Genomic DNA, 24,332 nt, shown 5'->3' with positions numbered 1-24,332 from the left:
GAGATGGCCTTGATCGCGGACAAGTCTCCTGTGCGAACTAGGGAACGCAAACGTTCCGCGCAACCTGCGAGAGCGCTTGTCCAAACCCGCCACGCAACCTAGCTAGGGGCATCATGGCAGCAGATCCCTATACCACCCTTGGCGTGCCCCGCGGTGCGAGCGAAAAGGACATCAAGTCCGCCTACCGCAAGCTGGCGAAGGAACTCCACCCCGACACCAACAAGGACAACCCGGCGGCGGCCGCGCGCTTCAACGACGTGACGCGCGCCTACGACCTGCTGTCCGACAAGACCAAGCGCGCCCAGTTCGACCGGGGCGAGATCGACGCCGAGGGCAACCCGGCCAGCCCCTTCGGCGGCGGCTTCGGCGGAGGCGGCTATGGCGGCGGTCCCGGCGGCCAGCGCGGCTTTGGCGGCGGCTTCGGAGCCGAGGAAGGGATCGACCTCGAAGACATCTTCGGCGGCATCTTCGGCGGCGGCGGTGCGCGCGGCGGTATGGGCGGCATGGGCGGCGGTCGCCGCGCCGCGCCCAAGGGCGCCAACGTGAACTACCGCCTTGCCGTGCCGCTGACCGACGCGGCGGAACTCAAGCCCCAGCGCATCACCCTGTCCGACGGCAAGACCATCGACCTCAAGCTGCCTGCGGGCGTCGAGGACGGCACCCAGATGCGCCTTGCGGGCAAGGGCGAGCCCGGCCCCGGCGGCAATGGCGATGCCACCGTCACCGTCCACATCCAGCCGCACGCCTTCTTCCGGCGCGACGGTGACGACTTGCGCCTCGACCTGCCGATCACGCTGGACGAAGCGCTGCTCGGCGCCAAGGTCAAGGCGCCGACGCCTTCGGGGGCGGTGATGCTTTCGGTTCCGGCGGGCTCCAGCTCGGGCAAGGCGCTGCGTCTCAAGGGACGCGGGATGACGCGCAAGGACGGCACGCGCGGCGACCAGTTGATCACCCTGCAGATCACGTTGCCCGAGGGGGACGCAGACCTCGCCGCCCGCCTCGAAGGCTGGCATGACAGCCGCGACGTGCGCGGGAAGTTTGGCGTCTGATCCTGACCATGAGGCGCTGAGCAAAAAGCTGCGGCGCAAGGCGGGACCGGGCACCCGGACCTTCCGCGTAATCGGCCGCGTCGTGTCGGGCACCTGGGACGACGGGTTCATCCATGCGGGCAACCTTGCCTACATGAGCCTGCTGTCGCTGTTCCCCTTCTTCATCGCGCTGGCCGCGATCCTCTCGGCGCTGGGCGAGCAGGACCAGATGGGCGCCTCGATCGACACCATCCTGCGCGCCCTGCCTCCGCGCGTGGGCGACGTGCTGCGCCCGGTGGCCCACGACGTCGCCGCCGCGCGCCATGGCTGGCTGCTGTGGATCGGCGGCTTCCTCGGCATGTGGACCTCTGGCAGCCTGATCGAGACCATCCGCGACATTCTCCACCGCGCCTACGACGCGAAGAAGCGCCACCGCTTCTGGCGATCCCGGCTGGTGTCGAGCGCGGTGATTTTCGGCTCGGTGCTGCTGCTGCTGATCTCACTGTCCTCGCAAGTGCTGCTCTCGACCGCCGAGACGGTGCTGGCGACGCTGTTCCCCAGGCTCGACAGCCTCTCCGAGCAAATGGCGCTCACTACGGCGATGAGCGGAGGCGGCATTTTCGTCTCGATCTATCTGCTGTTCTATCTGCTCACCCCTTCGGCATACCAGAAGCGGCGCTACCGCAAATGGCCCGGAGCGGCGTTCGTCACGCTATGGTGGCTGCTGGTCGCCTGGGCGCTGCCGAAAGTGTTGCAGAGTTTCCTCATGTACGATTTGACGTACGGAAGCCTCGCCGGAGTGATGATCGCGCTTTTCTTTTTCTGGCTTGTCGGCTTAGGGATGGTCATAGGCGCGGAGTTGAACGCGGCGCTCGCGCAGGCGAACGAGGGTACAGGTGTCCCCGTGGAATTCGGCGCGGGTTCCGGCCCGGCGAACGGGCCCAACGATTAAAGTGGTTACAGGAAGAAACGAATGACCGGTCTGATGCACGGCAAGAGGGGGCTCATCATGGGCCTCGCCAACGACAAGTCGCTGGCCTGGGGTATCGCGAAGAAGCTGCACGAACAGGGGGCCGAACTGGCCTTCGCCTATCAGGGCGAGGCGCTGGCCAAGCGGGTGAGGCCGCTGGCGGAAAGCCTCGGCTCCGATTTCCTCATCGACTGCGACGTGTCGAACATGGACGCGATCGACACCGCCTTCGCCACTCTGGCGGAGCGCTGGGAGACGATCGACTTCGTGGTCCACGCCATCGGCTTCTCGGACAAGAACGAGCTGCGCGGCAAGTATGTCGACACCAGCCTCGACAACTTCCTGATGACGATGAACATCTCGGCCTACTCGCTGGTCGCCGTGACCAAGCGCGCGATGGCGATGATGCCGAATGGCGGCTCGATCCTGACGCTGACGTACTACGGCGCCGAGAAGGTCGTGCCGCACTACAACGTCATGGGCGTGGCCAAGGCGGCGCTCGAGGCCTCGGTGAAGTACCTCGCCAACGACCTCGGCCCGCAAGGCATCCGCGTCAACGCGATCTCGGCCGGCCCGATCAAGACGCTGGCCGCCAGCGGCATCGGCGACTTCCGCTACATCCTCAAGTGGAACGAGCTGAACTCGCCGCTGCGCCGCAACACCACGATCGAGGACGTGGGCGGCTCGGGCCTGTACTTCCTGTCGGACTTGTCCTCGGGCGTGACCGGCGAGACGCATCATGTGGACTCGGGTTACCACCTCGTCGGCATGAAGCAGGAAGACGCACCGGATATCGCGCTGGCCTGAGGGCTGGACGATCCGTTGAAATTAAAAAGGCCGGGGCTGATGCTCCGGCCTTTTCCATTTTCGTCGTCCCGGACTTGATCCGGGACCGGTGGCTGTCTTTAGAAGTAAGCGATAGGCAAGGCACCCTGCCGTGGGCCGGGTCGGTCTCGGCCAGCGGTCCCGGATCAAGTCCGGGACGACGAAGTCTCAGCGAACCTCCGCCGCCTTGGCCGGAGCGATCACGTCCACCTTCACCTTCTCCGGCGTGCCGGCCTTCACGAACAGTTGCCATGACGAGACCGCCAGCACCGCCGCCAGCAGCGGCTGCAGCACTTTGTCCGGCGCGCGGGAGGACAGGTAGCTGCCCACCACCACGCCCGGAATCGAGCCGATCAGCAGGTTGGTCAGCAGCGTTCCGTTGACGTCACCCATGATCCAGTGCCCGGTGCCCGCGATCAGCGTCAGCGGCACGGCATGGGCAATGTCCGACCCGACGATGCGCGCCACCGGCAGGCGGGGATAGAGCACGAAGAGCACGGTGACCCCGATCGCTCCCGCCCCCACCGAGGACACCGAAACGGCCACACCGATCAGCGCACCCAGGGCGATCGTGCCGCCGAGTTCCACCATCGGCGAACGCTGTGCGGCGCCGTCATGGGCATGGCGGAACAGCCACTTGCGCCCGATGACCGCGAGCGAAGTCAGCGCCAGAAGGCAGGCCAGCGAGAGGAGAATGACGTGCTCCGTGGACTTGCCGACCGAACCCATCCGGGCCATCACCAGCAATGTCACCACGGCGGCGGGCACGCTGCCCATGGCCATGCGGCGCACGATCTTCCACTCCACGCTCTCGCGCGAGCCGTGAACCGCCGATCCGGCGATCTTGGTCACGGCGGCGAACAGCAGGTCGGTGCCCACCGCCGTCTTGGCGCTGACGCCGAACAGCAGCACCAGCAGCGGCGTCATCAGCGAGCCGCCGCCCACCCCGGTCAATCCGACCAGCAGACCGACGAGCAGCCCCGCGATGGCATGGAAAAAATCGATCGAACCCGTCACGCCCATCGCGAACCCGTATCCTTGCCTGGCTTATGTTGTCGGGCGCCGTTCCAGCCGGTTTGCCCGCCCAAGACAAGCGGAATTCGGGTTTCAGGGGGTGAAGAGGGGCTTGTGAGGCGTCTGCCCCAGCAAAACCGGAACCCTCCTCAACTCGTCATTGCGAGCGTAGCGAAGCAATCCAGGGGAGTATGAAACCGCTCTGGATTGCTTCGCTACGCTCGCAATGACGAAGGTCTGGCGCGTTACTTGACGCTTGGCGGCGGCGGGGTAGCGCCGGCAGCCGCATCCTGCTGCGCCTCCTGGCGCTGGCGCTGCTCGAAGTAGGCCTTCTCCGCTTCCTCGACCCGCGCCTGGTCGGCGGCTGCATCGGCATCGATGGTGGAGAGGCGCTTTTCACGTTCGGCCTGGATCAGTTCGCTGAAGCGGACCTCGGAACCGTTCGCCTTCTCCGCGTAGGCACTGTTGATGAGCTGCTGCGTGCAGCCCAGCCAGCCGCCCGAACCCGTCGGCGAACAGCTCTGCGTGCCGAATCGACCCACGGTTTCGTAAGCCTGAACCTTGTTCGCCCATGCCTCGGACTGGGGCTGGTCGATGCCGCGCAGCGGCTCGGGGATGCGGTAGCGTTCCTCCTCGGGCTTGCGCGCGCAGACGGTGATGTCGCCCGAGGCCGATTGCGGGCACGGATCGTCGCCGTAGATGATCAGCTGGTTGACCTTCTCCCCGCCCGGATCGGTAAGCCCGGCGTCCTGTGCGAATGCGGCGGGCGCGACGGCTAGCGAAAGAGCGGCAGCTGCAGCAGTGAGGAGAAGGCGGGTCATCGGTGGCTCCAGCAGGTATCGGCCCGGAGGCGTCATGATCGGGTCGCACCCGATATAGGCAGGCTACGGGTTGAATGACAGCTTAAGAGCGTTTTCTAATCGGGTGGAAACACCCGATGACTCGGAAAACGCGGCAAATACAACCAGACAACCCGCGAGAGGTCAGATCCGTTCCGACAGCTTGATGGCCACGCGGCAGCCCATGCGGATCGCGTGGAACAGCAGCGGATAGGCCGGGGCCTTCTCCGCGCCCGCCGCCAGCGCGGCATCGCGGTGCTCGCGCTCCTCGTCGCGGAACTTCAGGATTGCGGCGCCCAGTTCGGGGTCTTCGTCGCCCAGTTCCTCGAGCTGCTCGGTATAGTGGCGGTCGATCTCGGTCTCGATCGCGGCGGTGCAGGCCATCGCCGCCTCCGGCCCGATCAGTGCCGTCGCCGCGCCCAGCGCAAAGCCCGCGGCCGACCACACCGGCTGCAGCAGCGTCGGACGCACGCCGCGCTGCGCGATCATCGCGTCGAACTTCGCCTGATGCTCGGTCTCCTGCGCGGCCATGCCGGCGATCTCGGTCGAGTGCGGACCGCGCGTGCCCATCACCGCCAGTTGGCCCGCGTAGATTCGGTTGGCGCCGAATTCGCCCGCCTGATCGACCCGCAACATCCGTTCGCTGCGCTTGCTCATCGCGTTCATCTCAAGCCTTTCGGTCGCTGCGGGCGATGAGGGCGAAGACCGCCAGCGCGCCCAGCGTCGAGAACAGGAAGTTGAAGCCCGCCAGCGAAATGCCCAAGAGGCTCCACGGCGCCACGTCGCAGCGGATCACCGGCGCCTTCATGATCGCGTCGAGCGGATCGCCGCCTGCCGCGAAGGGGCTGGCGGTGCAGGCGGTCACGCCTTCCCACCACTTATATTCGACCCCGGCGTGGAAGCCGCCGATCAGCCCGGACACCAGCACCGCCAGCGCCGCGACGGCCACCAGCGGGCGCACCGGCCGCCAGAAGAACGCCAGCAGCGCGAAGACGATGGCCAGCATGTGCGGATAGCGCTGCCACCAGCACATCTCGCAAGGGTTGAGCCCGAACACGTACTGGCTCACCAGCGCCCCGCCGAGGGCGATAACGGGAATGCCAAGCGCCAGCATACGCGCGGCGCGCACGGACGGTGCGGCGGAAACGGCCATGCCCTTCGTGCCCCTGCCGTCAGTTCTTGGAAACGGCGGCAAGCGCGGGCTTGCCCGCCGTACGCTGCAGCGTGGAGATCGCGTAGTGCAGCTGGAAGTCCTTGATGCCCTGCTTTTCCAGTTCGGCGGCGGTCACCTTGAAGCGCGGATCATCCTGCTTGTCGGTTTCCAGATCCTTGTCCTTGAGCGCCGCCTCGTTGATGAGGTGGCCGCGCAAGTCGGACTCGCGCACCGCACGTTCGGCGCGGGCACGGGCGTCGGGATCGGACAGCTGCGGAACCTTGATGTCGGGGGCGATGCCGCCCTCCTGCACCGAGTGGCCGGAAGGCGTGTAGTAGCGCGCCGTCGTGATCTTGATCGCGCTGTTCTGGTCGAGCGGCAGGAACGACTGGACCGAGCCCTTGCCGAACGTGCGCTCGCCCATGATCACCGCGCGGTGCTGGTCCTGCAGTGCGCCAGCGACGATCTCCGAAGCCGAGGCCGAACCCGCGTCCACCAGCACGACGACCGGCAGGCCCTTGGCGACGTCGCCCTTGAACACCGATTCGGCGCGGTAGAACTGGTTCTCGTTCGCGTTGCGCCCGCGCTGCGAGACGATGTCGCCATGGTCGAGGAACAGGTCGGACAGCGCCACCGCCTCGTCCAGCGAACCGCCGGGGTTGGAACGCAGGTCGAGCACGAGGCCGGTCAGCTTGCCGCCCTTCACCGCCGCCTGCTTCTTGAGGTCGGAGATGGCGTTGTTCACGTCGTTACCGACATCGCGCGAGAACTCGTTGACCGAGATCACGCCGACGTTGTCCTTGAATTCCCAGGTCACCGGCTCAAGCTCGATCACGCCGCGCGTCACGGTGACGTCGAACGGCGCGTCGCGGCCCGGACGGAAGATCGTCAGGCGGATCGAGGAGCCAGCCTCGCCGCGCATCTTCGATACCGCCTCGTCCAGATCGCGCTCGTAATAGAGCACGCCATCGAGGTGGGTGATGTAGTCGCCCGCTTTCAGCCCCGCCTTCTCCGCCGGGCTGCCCTTGAACGGCGAGACGATCTTCACCGCGCCGTCATCCTCGACCACCGAGAGGCCGAGGCCGGTATACTTGCCGTCGATCATCGTCTCCAGCCGCTGCAGCGACTGGCCGTCGAGGTAGTTCGAATGCGGATCGAGGCTGGCCAGCATGCCGTCGATCGCGCCCTTGAGCAGCTTGTCGTCGCTCACCTGGTCGACATAATTGTCCTTCACGATCTGGTAGATCGTGAAAAGCTTGTCGAATTCATGGCTGGTGCGCGTGTCCACCGCCGACAGGCCAGAGGTCGCCACAGGCAGCACGGCCACGGCGGAAACCAGCAGGGTAGCGCGGATTAGCGGGGCAATCTTCATCGGGCGTGATGCCTCTTCAATGCGTCGGTCCGGCGCGGTGGCCGGCGGGGGTTCATGACCGTCATCCTATCGTCCGATGACCGTGAACGCCAGCGGAACGGCAGGATTTGCGTTCATATAGGAGGCATCAGGCTAATTGCCCGAAAAAGCGGCATCGTCGTCCTCCACCCTCTACTTTCGTCATTGCGAGCGAAGCGAAGCAATCCAGGGCAGTCTCGCGTCGCCCTGGATTGCTTCGCTTCGCTCGCAATGACGAATATCCTCCTGCGCACAAGGCTACGATCAGCCCTGATGCGGAACGACGCCTTACAATGCCCGGATATACTGAAGCGGATTGACCGGCGCCCCGCCCTGCCGCAGCTCGACCATCACGCGCGGATCGCCCGGCCCGGTCACGCCGATCGGAGACCCGGCGACCACTTGCGCACCCACTGCCACGTCCAGCCGCGCCAGGCCCGTGACAAGCGAGGTCCAGCCGCCGTCGTGCTCGATGATGACGATGCTCTGGAAGCCGCGATACGGCCCCGCGAAAGCCACTCGCCCCGGCGCCGGAGAGACCGCCTGCGCATACGCGCGCGGGGCCATGACCAGCCCGTTGGAGCGCGCCTGCCCCGGCGCATCCTCGCCGAATCCGGTTACCAGCCGCCCGGTCACCGGCAGCATGTAGCTGGACAATCCCTCGGGCAGCGGCGTGAACTGCCCGGCGCCGATGACTTGCGCATCCTCCGGCCGGGCGGGCCGCATGATCGGCCCCGGCAGCGCCGCGAGGCTCGCCCGCAGTTCCCCCTGCCGGCCGACCTGCACCACCAGATCGCCCAGATCGCGCGCCTTCTCCGCCAGCGCCAATGCCCGGTCGCTTTCCCGCGCGGCGATACCGCTGGCTTCGCGCCCGGCCAGCCGCTGGCGCGATTCGATGGCGGCGAGTTGCCCGCGCCGCTCGCGCATCTGCGCCTGCGCCTGCGAGAGCCCGGCCGCGGCGGCCTTGGCCTGCTGCTCCAGCGCCCGCCCACGCTCGATCGCTACCCGCAGGCCCGCCGTGCGCGCCTCCACCTCGGGCAGCATCGTGTCGAGCAATGCCCGCATGTAAACCGCATCGCGCACCGATCCCGGCCGCAACAGGGCCAGCAACGGAGGCCGCCGCGACAGCCGCTGCAATGACCCGGTGAGTCGCGCCAGAGGCCCCTGCTTCTGCGCTAACTGCGCCCTCAGGCCCTGCCGCTGCGAAGCGATCAGCCGGATCTGCGCGCGCTGCACGGCGATCTGCGCATCGGTTTCCTGAATCCGCGCGGCGATGGCGGCGGCCTCACGCGCAGTGGTCTCGGCCTGCTCGGTGACTTCGCGGGCACGCGCTTCCAGCTTTTCCGCCCGCTTGCGAGCCGCTGCACCTTCGCGCCGGGCGGCGATCATGTCCGCCTGCGCCTGCCGCGCATCGACCGCCGGGTCGAGCACCGCAAGCCCGCCCTGCTGCGTCAGCGCCTGCGTGGCAAACGCAACGGAGCCCAGCGCGGTGACGGTCAGGAGAATGCGGTGGGCTGGCTTCACGGCGTCGTGTTAGGACAGCCGGAGTCACGCGGGAAGAGACGAAATGCGCCTTTATCCTCCCTGTTCCGCAGGAATGGGGAGGGGGACCGCCGACGAAGTCGGTGGTGGAAGGGGAGAAGACCCCTCCGTCGGCGCTTCGCGCTGCCACCTCCCCATTCCTGCGGAACAGGGAGGATAAAATGCCTTCACCTTGGATGGCGCGCGGCCAGCGCAATTCCGGCAAGGTTCTGCTCACGCTTGATCCACCGTATGCGCGCAGGACGAACCTGAGCCGCCAGCGCAAGGAAGCGCGCCGCGTGCCGCCCCGGGCCATGCCCGTCGCGCAAGGCCCGGTTGGCCTGACGCACAACCTCCACCGCATCGCCGATCAGCTCGACCTGTTCCAGCCCCTGCTCCCGGCAGAGTTCCAGTGCATGGATCAGCGCCAGCCACTCGGCATCGCTGTTGGTGCCGCAGCCGCAATCCTCGAAGACATGCGCCACCCCGCGGATCACCACGGCGACCTCGATGGGGCCGGGATTCGGGCGGCAGCCGCCGTCGAAGAAGGCCTTCAGGCGCTTCATCCCATCTCCCCGGTTTCGTCATTGCGAGCGCAGCGAAGCAATCCAGGGCCGCGTAAACCGCCCTGGATTGCTTCGCTGCGCTCGCAATGACGGATGAGTCGGCGCTTCATCAGCCCGAGCGGTGGTAAGGATGCCCGGCAAGGATCGCGGTGGCGCGCCACAGCTGTTCGGCGAGCATCGCGCGGACCATCAGATGAGGCCAGGTCATGCGGCCGAAGCACAGAAGGTGGTCGGCCTGCGCCCGCGCCTCGTCGCCGTGGCCGTCGGCGGCGCCGATCAGGAAGCGGCATTCGCGCACGCCCTCGTCGCGCCAGCGGCCGAGCAGCGCGGCGAACTCTTCCGAGCTCATCAGCTTGCCCCGCTCGTCGAGCAGGACTTCACGGACCGGGGTATGGGCGGGAGGAGGCACCTTGCCGCCGACATCGGGCAGCTCGCTGTGCCTGAACGGCCAGGTGATGCGCTTCGCGTAGCGATCCAGCATCTCACCCTCAGGCGAGCGGGCGATCTTTCCGCGAGCAATGATGTGCAGCAGCATGGGTTCAGGGTGCAATCAGGCCGGAACGCGGGGACGGAGCAGGGCCCCCGCGTGATTTCCTTGCGATTTTCCGGTCACCGTCGCGACCGGAGGATCATCCTCTAGGCAGCGATCAGGCTGCCCCGGACGGGCCGTCGAAGCCCCACATCCGCTCGAGGTTGTAGAACGTGCGCACTTCGGGACGGAACAGGTGGACGACCACGCTGCCCGCATCGACGAGCACCCAGTCGGCCGCCGGAAGGCCCTCGATACGCGGATGGCCGAAGCCGTTCTGCTTCAGTCGCTCGCCGAGTTTCTGCGCCATGGACGCAACCTGGCGGGTCGAACGGCCCGAGGCGATCACCATGAAGTCGGCGATGCTCGATTTGCCGTCGAGGTCGATCGTCACCAGCTCCTGCGCCTGATCGTCGTCCAGCGACGAGAGCACGAGGTTCAGCAACGGATCATCGCTTTCGATCGTGACCGGAAGCGGGGTGGCGCCGGTTGATTCCGGCTGTAGTTCTGCCTGTGGCATCTTGGTTGGGTTCTGCTCCTTTCAAAACCGACCGGGCAGGATGAAGGCCATCCTGCCGCGTTCGATCGTTTGCCGTGTAAGCCGGGTATGCGGGAAGATGGCCTGAAAGCCGATCATTCCGCCGTTCCGGGGATCAAGTGGTACGTGACCGCGTCACGCGAAGGTCGATCTGAGAACCTTCGTGCCCAGTCCGGATCGGCCTGGCGTATCGCCGTTGCCGACCGCGTATCGGGGTCGAATCGCAATGTCACCAGCGCGGGTGCGCTCCACTCTTCCGGACCGCGAAGACTGGTCAGGGGTCTCCGGAATTTCCCCAGCCAGGCCATCGCGGGGCTCGCGAGGGCAGCGCCATCATACCCCGGACGCGCGATTACCGCAATCGGCATGAGTCGGCACAGCGTCCGCCAGTCCTTCCAGCGGTGCAACTGGGCGAGGTTGTCCGCCCCCATCAGCCATACGAAGCGCCGTTTCGGGTAGCGGTGAAGGAGCGCGCGGAGGGTGTCGACGGTGTATCGGGTGCCCAGTTCGCGCTCGATCGCGGTGGCCCGGATGCGGGCGCCCCGCGCCTGCCGCTGCGCCGAACGCATCCGCGCGGCCAGCGGGGCCATCCCGGCCTTGGGCTTGAGCGGATTGCCCGGCGAAACCAGCCACCACACTTCGTCGAGCGCAAGCGCCTCGACGGTGAACAGGGTGACGCGGCGGTGTCCACCGTGGGCCGGGTTGAAACTGCCGCCGAGCAGGCCCGTGACGGGGCCGGGGCGGGTTCGGGTCCGCCTCAGAACCAGATTCAGGGCCGGGCCTGCCCGGTTCCGCGCACCTGCCACTTGTAGGTCGTCAGGCCCTCCAGCGCGACGGGACCGCGCGCGTGCAGGCGGCCGGTGGCGATACCGATCTCGGCGCCGAGGCCGAACTCGCCGCCGTCGGCGAACTGGCTGGAGGCATTGACCATCACGATCGCGCTGTCGACTTCGGCAAGGAAGCGCTCGGCCGATTCCGCGTCTTCGGTAACGATCGCATCGGTATGGTGCGAGGAATGCGCGGCGATGTGCTCAAGTGCCGGTTCGATGCCGTCGACCACGGCGACGGCCAGCACGGCGTCGAGGTATTCGGTGTCCCAGTCCTCGTCGCTGGCGGGCAGCACGCGCGGGTCGAGCGCCTGCGCACGGGCATCGCCGCGCAGTTCGCAGCCCGCGTCGAGCAGGCCGGCAACGACCGATTCGCTCTCGGGGAACTGGGTGTCGAGCAGCAGCGTCTCCATCGCCCCGCAGATGCCGGTGCGGCGCATCTTGGCGTTGAGCGTCAGGTCGCGCGCCATCCCGGCATCGGCCGAGGCGTGGACATACGTGTGGCAGATGCCATCGAGGTGGGCGAGCACGGGCACCCGCGCATCGGCCTGCACCCGCGCGACGAGGCTCTTGCCCCCGCGCGGCACGATCATGTCGATGAGGCCCGCCGCCGTCAGCATCGCGCCGACCACCGCGCGGTCCTGCGTCGGGACCAGCTGGATCGCCGCCTCGGGCAGACCCACGGTGGCGAGACCCTTCGCGAAGGCGGCACGGATCGCGTGGTTGGAATGGATCGCCTCGCTGCCGCCGCGCAGCAGCACCGCGTTGCCCGAGCGCAGGCACAGCGCGGCAGCGTCGGCGGTGACGTTCGGGCGGCTTTCGTAGATGATGCCGATCAGGCCGATGGGAATGCGCACGCGCGACAGCTTGAGGCCGTTGGGGCGTTCGCTGGAAGCGATCACCTCGCCCACCGGGTCGGGCAGGCCCGCGACCTGATCGACCGCACCGGCAATGCCGGCCAGCCGCGCGGCATCGAGCCGCAGGCGGTCGAGCATCGCACCTGACAGTCCCTTAGCCTCGCCAGCCGCGATGTCCTTCGCGTTGGCTTCGAGAATTTCCCCTTCAGCCTCGCGCAGCGCCGTGGCGGCGGCGCGCAGGGCGGCGGCCTTATCGGCGTCCGTCAGCTTCGCCAGTACGCGCTGCGCGGCCCGGCCGTCGCGGGCCAGTTGCTCGACAAGCGCCTCGGGCGAGAGCGCTGCAGGTTCGGCGGTCAGGGTGCTCTGCAAAGTCATGGGCGCGGCCTATCATTCCAGCGTGCAGTTGTCACCGGAATGCAGCCGCCAAAATGCACGCATGCAATCGATTCGTATGTCGTCTCACGGTCGCGCCAAGGTAAGGTTCCTCGGCTCACCGCTATCTGTTTTCGACTCGCCCCGATTCCGCAGAGGTTCGGGCCAAGCCGATTCGCTTTGGTAACTACCGCCTGCTACCGGCGCGATCCGGGACTGAGACATAGATTTCAAGCGGGGTCGTTTTGCTTTCCAAGTCAACCGGGGCGTTCATCCAGCGCCTCAGGACGGCGTTCCCCGACCGCGAGTTCATCATGCGGTCGCAGGGACAGGTCCGTTTCATCCGCGTTTCCGCGCGGGCACAGAAGATCGCTGCGGGTGCAGCCGTCGGCGTGCTCGGCATGTGGGCCGCATCGGTCGGCGCTCTGGCGCTCTCGCAGGCATCCGTCGGCAGCGAAAGCGCTGCCCTCGCCGAGCGCGCGGCCAATGTCGCCAAGGCCGAGAAGAGCGTCGCGCAGTACCGCCGCAACGTCGATTCGGTAGTCGCTGACCTTCAGCGGCGCCAGGAATTCATCACCCAGGTGGTCGATGCCCATATCGACGATGTCCCTGAAGAGGCCGATGAGGGGCAACCTACGGCCCGAACCGTAGCGACCGCCAAGAAGGTCAGCGCCGCCGTTCCCGGCGTCGGCAACCTTGCCGACATCGAGGCGAAGCAACTGGCGCTCGTCGATCGCCTCACCCGCTACGCCGACCAGCGTTCGGACGCGGCGATGGCTTCGATTCGCAAGCTGGGGCTCAATCCCAATGCGATGATTTCGCGCGCGCACATGGCTGAGGGTGGTCCGTTGGTGAAGCTGGCGACCGGGGCCGACGGCAGCGTCGATCCGCGCTTCCTGACGATGGGCAAGAGCCTTGCCCGCATGGACGCGCTGGAGAACGGCCTCGCCTCGATCCCGCAGGTGAGCCCGGCGCACGTCGCCTACGTCTCGTCCAGCTACGGCTATCGTTCGGACCCCTTCACCGGCGGCGCCGCGTTCCACGCGGGCCTCGACTTCCCGGGGCCGATGGGCTCGCCGATCTACGCCGCCGCCAAGGGGCGCGTCACGTTCGTCGGGCAGAAGTCCGGTTACGGCAACTGCATCGAGGTGACGCACGGCAACGGGCTGATGACCCGCTACGGGCACCTTTCCGGCTTCCGCACCCGCGTGGGTCAGGACGTCGATGCCGGGGCGCTGATCGGTGCAATGGGCAGCACCGGGCGCTCGACCGGCCCGCATCTCCACTTCGAGGTTCGCGTGAACGACCGTCCGGTCAACCCGCGTCCGTTCCTCGAAGCGGCACGTCTTCAGGGGGCGAACAACAGCAGCAACAGGGGCCAGGAGGAGAACCACTGACATGGCCAAGGCCTTCATAAGCTCGCGTGCGAGCATCAACAGTTCGAGCTTCTCGATGCTGGGCGGCGACACCGTCATCAGCGGAGACATTTCGGCAAGCGCCGACCTGCACGTCGACGGCAGCGTCAACGGCGACATTTCCTGCAAGGCCCTGATCCAGGGCGAAGGCAGCGAGATCAACGGCGCGGTGCGGGCCGAATCGGTACGCGTCGCCGGGCTCGTGCGCGGATCGGTTTCGGCGCGCGAGGTCGTGATCCTCAAGACCGCGCGGATCGAGGGCGACGTGTCCTACGACACGCTGACCATCGAACAGGGCGCGCGCCTCGAAGGGCGCCTGTCGCCCAATGGCGGACAGATGCCGCCGTCAATCGCTCGCCTGCCCGCTTCGGCGCCGATCGAGGTCATCGCCGAGGAAGACGAAGAGGAGCTTTCCGCAGCGGCAGAGTGAGGGCTCAGCCGTGACCCTTCGACAAGCTCAGGGTGAGCGGAAGTAGTGTAAACCTCAAACCCCGCTCAGGCTGAGCTTGTCGAAGCCCCCCGAGAGCGGACACGAAAAAGGGGACATGGGATCAACTCCCATGTCCCCTTTTCGATTCAGCCGTCAGGCTGAAGCAAAGTTACTCGCCGCGGGCCTCGGCGGCTTCGGCAGCACGCTTGGCTTCGAGCCAGGCGGCGACTTCGGCTTCCTGCGCGGCTTCCGACGCGGCCTGAACCTGCGCCTGACGCTCTGCGCGCAGTTCGTCGATCAGGGCCTGACGGTCATCGACCAGACGCTCATCACCCTCGCCGGTGTCCTGGATGCCCGCCTTCTTCGCGGCCTTGGCGACGAGGGCGTCCAGCTCGCGCTGCGAGCACAGGCCCAGCGTGACAGGGTCCTTGGGGGTGATGTTGGCGATGTTCCAGTGCGAACGGTCGCGGATCGCCGCGATGGTGTTGCGCGTGGTGCCGATCAGCTTGCCGATCTGCGCGTCCGAAACCTCGGGGTGGTTGCGCAGGATCCAGGCGATGCCGTCAGGCTTGTCCTGGCGCTTCGACACCGGGGTGTAGCGCGGGCCCTTGGTACGGTTCTGCGCGAGCGGCACCTTGTGCATGCGCAGCTTGTACTCGGGGTTGGCCTGCCCCTTCTCGATCTCTTCCATCGTCAGCTCGCCCGAGCGAACGGGGTCGCGGCCGGTATACTTGCTGGACGCCAGATCGTCGGCCATCGCCTGCACTTCGAGCATGTGCAGGCCGCAGAATTCTGCGATCTGCTCGAAAGTCAGCGAGGTAACGTCGACCAGCCACGAGGCGGTCGCGTGCGGCATCAGCGGAGTGGGCTGGCTCATTCTCTATCTCCGGCGGAAACAATAAGGGCCGCCCCTTCGCGGAGCGGCCTCACGGTTTCGATTTAGGGAATTTTTGCCGAAGGAGCAAGCAAAAGGGGCCGAAAATTGCGTCATTCCGTCGATGCGTTTCACGTGGAACGCAATTTGGGGCATGATTTGACGGCACTCAAAGGCACTCAAGGGTACCATAAGTGCACCTTCACACCTCCAGCACGATCTTCCCGACGTGGTCTCCGGCCTCCATCCGCGCATGCGCGGCGGCGGCTTCGGCGAGCGGGAAGCGCGTGTCCATCACCGGGCGCAGCAGGCCTTCCTCGACCAGCGGCCAGGCGCATTCGAGGATCTCCTGCGCAACCGCTTCCTTGAACGCGTCCGTGCGCGGGCGCAGGGTCGAGCCGGTCAGCGTGTAGCGCCGGGTCATGACCACCGCCATGTTCACCTCCGCCTTCGCGCCGCCCTGCACCGCGATGGTGACGTGGCGGCCATCGGGCGCGAGGCACTTGAGGTTGCGCGCGACGTAGCTGCCCGCGACCATGTCGAGCACCACGTCGACGCCGCGCCCTCCGGTAATCCGCGCGACTTCCTCGACGAAATCGGTGGCCTTGTAGTCGATCGCGTGATGCGCGCCGATCTTCAGCGCCGCCGCGCACTTGTCGGGCGAGCCGCAGGTGACGATGACCGTCAGCCCGAAGTGCCGCCCCAGCATCGCCGCCATCGTGCCGATACCGCTGGTGCCGCCGTGGACGAGCAGCCACTCGCCCTCACGCGCCAGGCCGCGCTCGAAGACGTTGTGCCAAACGGTGAAAAGAGTTTCCGGCAGCGCCGCGGCTTCCGCAAGGGACAAGCCCTCGGGCACCGGCAGGCAGTGCCCGGCCTTGGCGATGCAGTATTGCGCATAGCCCCCGCCCGAAACGAGCGCGCAGACTTCCTGACCGGGGAGAAACTGACTCACACCTTCGCCCAATGCCGCGATGGTGCCGGAAACCTCCAGCCCCGGAATCGGCGAGGCGCCCGGCGGCGGCGGATAATTGCCAAGCCGCTGCACCACGTCGGGGCGATTGACGCCCGCGAAGGCGACCTTGACCAGCACTTCGCCGGGACCGGGCCGGGGCACCGGGACCGTTTCAGGACGCAGGACTTCGGGGCCGCCGGGTGCATCGTAACCCACGGCGGTCATGGTGACAGGAAGGTCAGCTAACATGAACCTCCCTGTGCCACAGGATGGAGGGGGTGGGGAACTCCCTTTCTTGGCCCTGCCTCCCGAAGTGGAACGGTGCATGCAGTCGCACTGACAAAGTCTCTCGATTTTATGATGATAGTGGTGTTCACTCCACTTCGGGTCGCAGCCGTACCGTGCGGATGGGTTCATCAGAGGAAGTACGGAAGTGGGCGTGTCGACTATAGCTCTGTCCGTCCTGTTGGCGGGCGGCGGAGCCAACCTTCAGGATCACCCGGCGATCGGGACGCCGGGCGCAGTGACGACTCCTGTGCAGGAAGTGGCGGCGCAGCCGTTGCCGAACGTCGCGGCACAGCCGTTGCCCGACCACGCGCCGATCATTCACGCTCCGGCCCCGCCTGCGGGAACGCCCCCGCCCGGCAGCGTGCCTGCGGCGGAGGACGAGAATGTCATCATCGTCAGTTCCAGCCCCCGCCAGATAGAGGCCGACCCGTTCTCGGGCGTCAATGCGGCCAGCTTCGCGGTGGTTGAGGCGGTGGACAAGGTGGTCGTCGCCCCGGTCGCGGGAACGTACGAGCGGGTCGTGCCCAAGCCGATCCGCAACGGCCTGCGCAACTTCCTCATCAACCTCGCGGAGCCGATCGTCTTCGTGAACTACCTGCTGCAGTTCAAGCCGGGCAAGGCGATGGAGACGGCAGGCCGCTTCGTCATCAACAGTACGGTCGGCGTCGCCGGGCTGTTCGACATGGCCAAACGCAAGCCGTTCCGCCTGCCTTACCGCGAGAACGGTTTCGCCAACACTTTCGCCTATCACGGCATCGGCAACGGGCCGTACCTGTTCGTGCCCGTGCTGGGTCCGACGACGGCGCGCGACCTCGTCGGGCGCGTGCTCGATCTGGCAGTGTTGCCCACGCTGGTCGGCAAGCCGTTCAACAAGCCGGTCTACGGGCTTTCCACCGGCATAGTGAAGTCGATGAACGACCGAGTCGCCTTCGACGAGCAGATCAAGGCCAACCGTGCCGCCGCCGACCCTTACGTGGCCACGCGCGATTTCTACCTCAAGCGTCGCCAGGCCGAAGTGGACGCACTGCACAGCCCGGAATACCGCGCGCGCAAGGGCATTGCGGAGCCGGTGGTGGGTGATGAAAAGCCCTTGCCCGAGCCGAGTGCCCAAAAGCCGTAACCTTCCCACCTTCGTCATTGCGAGCGCAGCGAAGCAATCCAGAGCGGCGTAGTGCTGCCCTGGATTGCTTCGCTGCGCTCGCAATGACGAAAACAGTTCCACCGTGGGTCATATCCCCCGCTCTTCCAGAGCCTGTCGAAGGACCCATTGACAGCCTCGCATTCCAGTCCGATGCTGCACCGCAATGGACGAAGAAGACCGACCTCTGCGGCGGTCATCCGAGGGCGACTTCGGAGCCGCCAGCCACCTCGCCGGTGAAAGCCTCGATCGCTATTCGCTGGACGAACTCGACGCGCGGGTTGCGCTTCTCGAAATCGAGATCGCCCGCATCCGCGCGCACCGGAACGCATCATCGGCTCACCGCCTCGCGGCGGACGCCCTGTTCAGGCCGCGATCATCTTGAGAATCGCAGCCTCCTCTGGCAGCCTTCGGGCGACCTCGGGCGCTTACCCCCATGGCCACCCTCGCAACCATCCTGAACGTCCCTATATCAACCTCGTAACCCTGACCCGCCAATCTCCCCTGCGGGCCGGGAACCTCCCGGGAGAGCCGTCCCTCACGATGAAGGTCGCCTAAATGCCAAGTTTCGCCCAAAGCCTTGAAAAGACCCTGCACTCGGCTCTGTCTCACGCGTCTGAGCGGAGCCACGAGTACGCGACGCTCGAGCACCTGCTGCTCGCGCTGATCGACGACACCGACGCGGCGCAGGTCATGCAGGCCTGCGGCGTGGACCTTGGCGACCTCGGCGACGTGGTGCGCCAGTATCTCGATCAGGAATACCAGTCGCTCAAGACCGAGGAAAAGGGCGATCCCGCCCCGACCGCCGGTTTCCAGCGGGTGATCCAGCGCGCGATCCTGCACGTGCAGTCGTCCGGCAAGGACACCGTGACCGGCGCCAACGTCCTCGTCGCGCTGTTCTCCGAGCGGGATTCCTACGCGGTCTACTTCCTGCAGCAGCAGGACATGAGCCGCCTCGACGCCGTCAGCTACATCAGCCACGGCATCGGCAAGGGCGGCAAGCGGATCGAGGATCGCACCGCCAAGGGCTCGTCCGACGAGACCCCGCCCACGCCCGAGGACAAGGCGGAGGCAAAGGCGTCCGCCAACAAGAAGGACTCCGCGCTCGACCAGTTCACCGTCAACCTCAACGAGAAGGCGCTGGCGGGCAAGGTCGATCCGCTGATCGGCCGCGGCCCCGAAGTGGACCGCACGATCCAGATCCTGTGCCGCCGCTCCAAGAACAACCCGCTCTACGTGGGCGATCCGGGCGTGGGCAAGACCGCCATCGCCGAAGGCCTGGCGCGCAAGATCGTAGAGGGCGAAGTGCCTGAAGTGCTGACCGAGGCGGTGATCTACTCGCTCGACATGGGCAGCCTGCTGGCCGGCACCCGCTATCGCGGCGATTTTGAAGAGCGTCTGAAGCAGGTCGTCTCCGAACTGGAGAAGATGCCGCACGCGGTCCTCTTCATCGACGAGATCCATACGGTGATCGGCGCGGGCGCCACCAGCGGCGGGGCGATGGACGCTTCGAACCTGCTCAAGCCGGCGCTGTCGGGCGGGACGATCCGCTGCATCGGCTCGACCACCTACAAGGAGTTCCGCAACCACTTCGAGAAGGACCGCGCCCTGCTGCGCCGGTTCCAGAAGATCGACGTGAACGAGCCCACGGTCGAGGATACCATCAAGATCCTCAAGGGCCTGCGCACCGCTTTCGAGGATCACCACCGCGTCAAGTATACGCCTGACGCGATCAAGACGGCGGTGGAGCTTTCGGCCCGCTACATCAACGACCGCAAGCTGCCCGACAAGGCGATCGACGTGATCGACGAAGTCGGCGCGATGCAGATGCTGCTGCCGCCCAGCCGCCGCAAGAAGACCATCACCGCGCGCGAGATCGAACAGGTCATCGCGACGATGGCCCGCATCCCGCCCAAGTCCGTCTCGTCCGACGACAAGAAGGCGCTGGAGAACCTCGAACGTGACCTGAAGCGCGTGGTGTTCGGCCAGGACAAGGCGATCGGCCTCCTCGCCACCGCGATGAAGCTGAGCCGCGCTGGCCTGCGCGATCCGGACAAGCCGATCGGCTCGTTCCTGTTCAGCGGTCCTACCGGCGTCGGCAAGACCGAAGTGGCCCGTCAGCTCGCCAGCATCATGGGCATCGAGCTGAAGCGCTTCGACATGTCCGAATACATGGAGCGTCACTCGGTCAGCCGCCTGATCGGTGCGCCTCCGGGCTATGTCGGCTTCGATCAGGGCGGGTTGTTGACCGACGCGATCGACCAGAACCCGCACTGCGTCCTCCTGCTCGACGAGATCGAGAAGGCACACCCCGACCTGTTCAACATCTTGTTGCAGGTGATGGACAACGGCCGCCTGACCGATCACCACGGCAAGACCGTCGATTTCCGCAACGTGGTGCTCATCATGACCACCAACGCGGGCGCCTCGGACATGGCCAAGCAGGGCATCGGCTTCGGCGACACCTCGAAGGAGGATGCCGGCGAGGAAGCGGTGAAGCAGATGTTCACCCCCGAATTCCGCAACCGCCTCGATGCGATCGTGCCCTTCGCGTACCTCGCCAAGGACACCATCAGCCGGGTCGTGGACAAGTTCATCCTCCAGCTGGAACTGCAGCTGGCCGACCAGAACGTCCACATCCAGTTCGACTCGGACGCACGCAGCTGGCTGGGCGACAAGGGCTATGACAAGCTCTACGGCGCGCGCCCGATGGGCCGCGTGATCCAGGAGAAGGTCAAGCAGCCGCTGGCGGAAGAACTGCTGTTCGGCAAGCTGGCCCACGGCGGCGAAGTGCACGTCTCGGTCAAGGAGAACGCGCTGAACTTCGAACTGACTCCCTCGGCGCCCAAGGTGTCCAAGACGAAGAAGAAGGTGCCGGTGAAGCGGGCGAAGAAGCCCGGTCCGCAGGCGGATACCAACGCGGACGATTGAGGGTCATTGCTCACTTCCCGACTCAGGGGGCTTCGACAAGCTCAGCCTGAGCGGGAGGAGGGGATAGCGGCCTTACACCAACACCGCTCACCCTGAGCTTGTCGAAGGGTCTGCGCCACATTGAGACATTGGGGCGGGAACCACGCGGTTCCCGCCCCATTTTCATGACATGCCCCGCGATTTCTCCTGGATCAGACCCGAACCCTGGGGCATCCACGTCGTCCCCGCCGACTGCTGGATCGACCCGGCCCGCCCGGTCGATCGCGCGCTGGTAACGCACGGCCATGCCGACCACGCACGCGGCGGCCACGGCGAGACCTTCGCCACCCCCGAAACCCTCGCCATCATGAAACTGCGCTACGCCACCGAGGAAGGCGCGGTGCCCGTCCCCTACGGCGAGCGCATCGCCCTGCCCGGAGATGTCCACGCCACGTGGATTCCCGCCGGACACGTCCTCGGCTCCGCACAGATCCTGCTGGAGCACGCGAGCGAGCGGATCATCGTCACCGGCGACTTCAAGCGCCGCGCCGATCCCACCTGCCCGCCCTTCGAGGTCACCCCTTGCGACGTGCTCGTCACCGAGGCGACCTTCGGCCTGCCTGTCTTCCGCCACCCACCGGTGGAGGAGGAGATCGCCAAGCTGCTCTCCGCCCTCGCCGCCAATCCGGAGCGCTGCGTGCTGGTCGGCGCCTACGCGCTGGGCAAGGCACAACGCCTGATCGCCGAACTGCGCCGCGCCGGGCACCAAGACACGATCTGGCTCCACGGCGCGATGGAGCGGATGTGCCGACTGTATGAAGAATGGGGCGTCGATCTGGGCGACCTGCGGCTGGTGTCGGACGCCAGCAAAGAGCAACTGGCCGGCGCGGTGATCGTCGCCCCGCCCTCGGCGCTCAACGACCGGTGGAGCCGCCGCCTGCCCGATCCGATCACGGCAATGGCCTCCGGCTGGATGCGGGTACGCCAGCGCGCGCGGCAGCGGATGGTGGAACTGCCGCTGGTGATCTCCGACCACGCCGACTGGGACGAACTGACGCAGACCGTGGTGGACGTGAACCCCGCCGAGACGTGGATCACGCACGGGCGCGAGGAAGCCATGCTGCGGTGGTGCGAGTTGAACCAGAGGAAGGCGCGGGCGCTGGCTCTGGTGGGGTATGAGGATGAAGATGATTGACCTTCCGTCATTCCCGCGAAGGCGGGAACCCATCTCCTGCGGCTCCGTATTACGCGGTCATCAGATGGGTCCCCGCCTTCGCGGGGATGACACGAAAAAGGAAGTGAGCGCGAAACGAGGCTGCGCGCACGACCTCGACGGTATGGGGGTCTGGGGCGATGGCCCCAGGACTTCTACTTTCTAAATGGAAGCGTTCGCCGCTCTTCTCGACGCGCTGGTCTATACCCGCAGCCGCAACGCCAAGCTCAAGCTGCTGGCCGACTACCTGCGCGACACGCCCGATCCGGATCGCGGCTGGGCGCTTGCCGCGCTGACCGATGGGCTCGATTTCCCGGCAGTGAAGAGTTCCACCATCCGCAACCTGCTGACCGAGCGGATCGACCCGGTGCTCTGGACGCTCAGCCGCGAATACGTGGGTGATTCCGCCGAGACCGCCAGCCTGCTCTGGCCCGAACCGGCGGAGGCACCCTCCCCGCCCACGGTGTCCGAGGCGGTGGATGCGCTTTCCCGCATGACGCGCGCCAATGTCATGGTGGAACTGCCGAAGCTGCTCGACCGGCTGGATGCGAACGGCCGCTATGCCCTGCTCAAGCTCGCCACCGGGGCGATGCGCATCGGCATTTCGGCGCGTCTCGCCAAGACGGCTTTCGCGCAGGCCTTCGACGTCGCGGTGGAGGATGTGGAGGAGCATTGGCACGGCCAGACGCCGCCTTATGCCCCGCTGTTCGACTGGGCCGCGCACGGCGCCGAGCCTCCCAATTCCGACGATCTGCCGCTGTTCCGCCCCTTCATGCTGGCGCACGGGCTGGAGGACACGGAGGTCGATCTGGCCGACTATGCCGCCGAATGGAAGTGGGACGGCATCCGCGTGCAGGTGGTTCGGGCGGGCGGAGAAACGCGCGTCTACTCCCGCTCCGGCGATGACATTTCCGCCACCTTTCCCGAGGTCGCCGAGGCGCTGCATATCGACGGCGTGCTGGACGGCGAACTGCTGGTGCGCGGTGCCCATCAGGGCGGCGAAGAGGGCGGCGCGGCCAGCTTCAACGCCTTGCAGCAGCGCCTCGGGCGCAAGACTGTCTCGAAGAAGATGCGCGAGGAATATCCCGCCTTCGTGCGCCTCTATGACGTGCTGATCCTGGAGGGGCAGGACTTGCGCCCCCTCCCCTGGAGTCAGCGCCGCGCCGCGCTGGAGGCGCTGTTGCCGCGCCTGCCCGCCGACCGGTTCGACATCTCCACCGTGATCCCCGCCGCCGACTTCGCCGACCTGTCCGCCATCCGCGAACGCGCGCGCGACGATGCGATAGAGGGGGTGATGCTCAAACGGCGGGACAGTCCCTATGTCGCGGGGCGCAAGACCGGGCTGTGGTACAAGTGGAAGCGCGACCCGCTGCTGATCGACTGCGTGCTGATGTATGCCCAGCGCGGCTCGGGCAAGCGAAGCTCGTTCTATTCGGACTATACCTTCGGCTGCTGGGACGGCGATCCCGATACCGGCGCGGAACTGCTGCCCGTGGGCAAGGCCTACTTCGGTTTCACCGACGAGGAACTGAAGTGGCTCGATCGCCACGTGCGCAACCACACCGTGGGCCGCTTCGGCCCGGTGCGCGAGACGGACAAGTCGCTGGTGTTCGAGGTGGCTTTCGATTCGGTCCACGCCAGCAAGCGCCACAAGTCCGGCGTAGCCATGCGTTTCCCCCGCATCAGCCGCATCCGCGCCGACAAGCCCGCGCACGAGGCCGACCGCATCGAGACTTTGCGCGCCCTGATCCGCGATTGACCGCGATCAATGCGTGCGTGCGGACGATACGCTAGAGGGGCAGCATGGAACAGCCCTCCCCCGTGCCGGACACCCCCTACCACCGCCTCGGCGGCGCTCCGGTGTTCGAGGCGATCGCCAACCGCTTCTACGATCTGATGGTAAGCGATCCGGCCTATGCCGAACTTCGCGCGATGCACGCGGCCGATCTGGCGCGATGCGGGCCTCGCTGCCGAAGTTCCTCGCCGGATGGGCAGGAGGCCCGCGCGACTGGTTCGAGGAGAACCCCGGCCGCTGCATGGTGAGCCTGCACGCGCCCTTCACCATCGAACCGCTGACGGCGGACCAGTGGGCCGAGGCGATGGAGCGCGCCATCGCCGAGGTGGCGCCCGAACCTACAGACATCGCCCGCTCGATGAGCGAAACGCTGGCGCGGATCGCACGCAGCATGGGGCGATAGCCCCTTCCACTGGCGGGAGAGGACCATCGCGGCTGTGAATTCAGAGCTTCGTGCCCGCCGTCGGGCCGGAGCGCAGGGTGTAGATGTCCTCGATGTGGATCAGCACCGCGAACTTGGGGGTCTTCATGCCCGCCGTCGCCGCGAAGGCCTCGGCGTTCTCGAAGGCCGCGCCTTCGGAAAATATCTCGGGCTTGCCGACGAAGCGGTAACCGTCGAGCGCTTCGCGATCGATCACGGCGATCGCCATCTTCGATCCGTCGCGAATGTTCTGCAGCGTCTGGCCGCCGGTGTTCTCGTTGTAGATCAGCGTGGCCTCGTCATAGACCCGCAGCGAGCGCTTGGGGCCGATGTCGGGCAGGCCGTCCTTGCTGACGGTGGCCTGGATCGGAAGCTGGACCGAGAGGATGCGCTTCATCTCTTCGTTGAGCATGTCGTCTTTCTGCTTTTGTCGGAAGGAAAGCGGGCACGGGCCCGCAAGCGTG

Annotated in this window: 24 protein-coding genes and 1 pseudogene; 11 read left to right on the top strand and 14 right to left on the bottom strand. The window is 66.6% G+C overall.

Annotation, left to right across the window (positions count from 1 at the left end; translation table 11 throughout):
• Nucleotides 1–113 precede the first annotated feature (113 nt).
• From PKE80_RS11940 to fabI, 3 genes are read left to right on the top strand one after another with little or no spacing between them, the layout of a single operon-like run.
• A complete protein-coding gene (locus PKE80_RS11940) occupies nt 114–1,049 on the top strand; it encodes a DnaJ C-terminal domain-containing protein (protein WP_271182633.1) in 936 nt (311 codons plus the stop codon).
• Complete coding sequence (locus PKE80_RS11935; protein WP_271182632.1) at nt 1,039–1,980, top strand: YihY/virulence factor BrkB family protein; 942 nt, start codon at nt 1,039–1,041, stop codon at nt 1,978–1,980. The genes PKE80_RS11940 and PKE80_RS11935 overlap by 11 nt, the downstream gene beginning before the upstream one ends.
• 21 nt (nt 1,981–2,001) lie before the next feature.
• On the top strand, nt 2,002–2,805 hold the full coding sequence (gene fabI, locus PKE80_RS11930) for an enoyl-ACP reductase FabI (RefSeq protein WP_036525594.1): 804 nt from the start codon (nt 2,002–2,004) through the stop codon (nt 2,803–2,805).
• Nucleotides 2,806–2,991: 186 nt separating this feature from the next.
• Here fabI and PKE80_RS11925 read toward each other — a convergent pair whose 3' ends face one another.
• From PKE80_RS11925 to PKE80_RS11875, 11 genes are all read right to left on the bottom strand, one after another.
• Entirely contained in the window at nt 2,992–3,846 is an 855-nt protein-coding gene (locus PKE80_RS11925) for a sulfite exporter TauE/SafE family protein (protein ID WP_271182631.1), read from the bottom strand.
• 236 nt (nt 3,847–4,082) lie between these two features.
• Nucleotides 4,083–4,658 (bottom strand): hypothetical protein, encoded by a 576-nt coding sequence (locus tag PKE80_RS11920; protein ID WP_271182630.1) that lies wholly within the window; start codon nt 4,656–4,658, stop codon nt 4,083–4,085.
• A gap of 162 nt (nt 4,659–4,820) precedes the next feature.
• Nucleotides 4,821–5,342, bottom strand: coding sequence for a demethoxyubiquinone hydroxylase family protein (locus tag PKE80_RS11915; protein ID WP_271182629.1), 522 nt, complete (start codon nt 5,340–5,342; stop codon nt 4,821–4,823).
• Between the two features lies 1 nt (nt 5,343).
• The gene (locus PKE80_RS11910) at nt 5,344–5,829 is read right to left on the bottom strand and encodes a disulfide bond formation protein B (protein ID WP_271182628.1); all 486 of its coding nucleotides are present in this window, start codon (nt 5,827–5,829) and stop codon (nt 5,344–5,346) included.
• Between the two features lie 19 nt (nt 5,830–5,848).
• On the bottom strand, nt 5,849–7,201 hold the full coding sequence (locus PKE80_RS11905; protein WP_271182627.1) for a S41 family peptidase: 1,353 nt from the start codon (nt 7,199–7,201) through the stop codon (nt 5,849–5,851).
• Nucleotides 7,202–7,507: 306 nt separating this feature from the next.
• The gene (locus PKE80_RS11900) at nt 7,508–8,743 is read right to left on the bottom strand and encodes a murein hydrolase activator EnvC family protein (protein ID WP_271182626.1); all 1,236 of its coding nucleotides are present in this window, start codon (nt 8,741–8,743) and stop codon (nt 7,508–7,510) included.
• 185 nt (nt 8,744–8,928) lie between these two features.
• Complete coding sequence (locus PKE80_RS11895; protein ID WP_271182625.1) at nt 8,929–9,306, bottom strand: ribonuclease HI; 378 nt, start codon at nt 9,304–9,306, stop codon at nt 8,929–8,931.
• A gap of 109 nt (nt 9,307–9,415) precedes the next feature.
• Nucleotides 9,416–9,841 carry a 23S rRNA (pseudouridine(1915)-N(3))-methyltransferase RlmH gene (locus PKE80_RS11890; RefSeq protein WP_008831382.1) on the bottom strand — a complete coding sequence of 142 codons (426 nt, stop codon included), beginning with the start codon at nt 9,839–9,841 and terminating at the stop codon, nt 9,416–9,418.
• A 112-nt stretch (nt 9,842–9,953) separates the two neighbouring features.
• Nucleotides 9,954–10,355: a ribosome silencing factor gene (rsfS, locus tag PKE80_RS11885; RefSeq protein WP_008831383.1), complete on the bottom strand. Its 402-nt coding sequence runs from the start codon at nt 10,353–10,355 to the stop codon at nt 9,954–9,956.
• Nucleotides 10,356–10,468: 113 nt separating this feature from the next.
• Entirely contained in the window at nt 10,469–11,179 is a 711-nt protein-coding gene (locus tag PKE80_RS11880) for a nicotinate-nucleotide adenylyltransferase (protein ID WP_370423933.1), read from the bottom strand.
• The gene (locus PKE80_RS11875) at nt 11,143–12,432 is read right to left on the bottom strand and encodes a glutamate-5-semialdehyde dehydrogenase (RefSeq protein WP_271182624.1); all 1,290 of its coding nucleotides are present in this window, start codon (nt 12,430–12,432) and stop codon (nt 11,143–11,145) included. Before PKE80_RS11875 ends, PKE80_RS11880 begins: the two co-directional genes overlap by 37 nt.
• A 242-nt stretch (nt 12,433–12,674) precedes the next feature.
• Here PKE80_RS11875 and PKE80_RS11870 point away from each other — a divergent pair, with 242 nt between their 5' ends.
• Nucleotides 12,675–13,826: a M23 family metallopeptidase gene (locus PKE80_RS11870; protein WP_271182623.1), complete on the top strand. Its 1,152-nt coding sequence runs from the start codon at nt 12,675–12,677 to the stop codon at nt 13,824–13,826.
• A gap of 1 nt (nt 13,827) precedes the next feature.
• A complete protein-coding gene (locus PKE80_RS11865) occupies nt 13,828–14,274 on the top strand; it encodes a bactofilin family protein (RefSeq protein WP_008831387.1) in 447 nt (148 codons plus the stop codon).
• A gap of 169 nt (nt 14,275–14,443) precedes the next feature.
• On the opposite strand, the gene PKE80_RS11860 is transcribed toward PKE80_RS11865, so the two are convergent.
• Together PKE80_RS11860 and PKE80_RS11855 are read right to left on the bottom strand one after the other, a co-directional pair.
• Nucleotides 14,444–15,151: a DUF1013 domain-containing protein gene (locus PKE80_RS11860; RefSeq protein ID WP_036525601.1), complete on the bottom strand. Its 708-nt coding sequence runs from the start codon at nt 15,149–15,151 to the stop codon at nt 14,444–14,446.
• A 199-nt stretch (nt 15,152–15,350) separates the two neighbouring features.
• The gene (locus PKE80_RS11855; protein WP_271182622.1) at nt 15,351–16,352 is read right to left on the bottom strand and encodes an NAD(P)H-quinone oxidoreductase; all 1,002 of its coding nucleotides are present in this window, start codon (nt 16,350–16,352) and stop codon (nt 15,351–15,353) included.
• Between the two features lie 190 nt (nt 16,353–16,542).
• Between PKE80_RS11855 and PKE80_RS11850 the strand changes: the two genes are divergently transcribed.
• From PKE80_RS11850 to PKE80_RS11825, 6 genes and pseudogenes are all read left to right on the top strand, one after another.
• The gene (locus tag PKE80_RS11850; protein WP_271182621.1) at nt 16,543–17,511 is read left to right on the top strand and encodes an MlaA family lipoprotein; all 969 of its coding nucleotides are present in this window, start codon (nt 16,543–16,545) and stop codon (nt 17,509–17,511) included.
• 184 nt (nt 17,512–17,695) lie between these two features.
• On the top strand, nt 17,696–17,914 hold the full coding sequence (locus tag PKE80_RS11845) for a DUF1192 domain-containing protein (protein ID WP_036525606.1): 219 nt from the start codon (nt 17,696–17,698) through the stop codon (nt 17,912–17,914).
• 173 nt (nt 17,915–18,087) lie between these two features.
• Entirely contained in the window at nt 18,088–20,460 is a 2,373-nt protein-coding gene (gene clpA / locus PKE80_RS11840) for an ATP-dependent Clp protease ATP-binding subunit ClpA (RefSeq protein ID WP_036525608.1), read from the top strand.
• A 169-nt stretch (nt 20,461–20,629) separates the two neighbouring features.
• Nucleotides 20,630–21,634 carry a ligase-associated DNA damage response exonuclease gene (locus tag PKE80_RS11835; protein WP_271182620.1) on the top strand — a complete coding sequence of 335 codons (1,005 nt, stop codon included), beginning with the start codon at nt 20,630–20,632 and terminating at the stop codon, nt 21,632–21,634.
• 184 nt (nt 21,635–21,818) lie between these two features.
• Nucleotides 21,819–23,411 carry a cisplatin damage response ATP-dependent DNA ligase gene (locus PKE80_RS11830; RefSeq protein ID WP_271182619.1) on the top strand — a complete coding sequence of 531 codons (1,593 nt, stop codon included), beginning with the start codon at nt 21,819–21,821 and terminating at the stop codon, nt 23,409–23,411.
• A gap of 44 nt (nt 23,412–23,455) precedes the next feature.
• A pseudogene (locus PKE80_RS11825) lies at nt 23,456–23,850 on the top strand (globin domain-containing protein).
• Nucleotides 23,851–23,890: 40 nt separating this feature from the next.
• Here PKE80_RS11825 and PKE80_RS11820 read toward each other — a convergent pair.
• Nucleotides 23,891–24,280 carry a pyridoxamine 5'-phosphate oxidase family protein gene (locus PKE80_RS11820; RefSeq protein ID WP_271182618.1) on the bottom strand — a complete coding sequence of 130 codons (390 nt, stop codon included), beginning with the start codon at nt 24,278–24,280 and terminating at the stop codon, nt 23,891–23,893.
• Between the last annotated feature and the right edge of the window lie 52 nt (nt 24,281–24,332).

This window comes from Novosphingobium resinovorum, assembly GCF_027922145.1.
GTDB lineage: Bacteria > Pseudomonadota > Alphaproteobacteria > Sphingomonadales > Sphingomonadaceae > Novosphingobium > Novosphingobium resinovorum.
The sequence above is the reverse complement of the archived record's forward strand: the minus strand, read 5'-3'. Positions and strand labels throughout refer to the sequence as shown.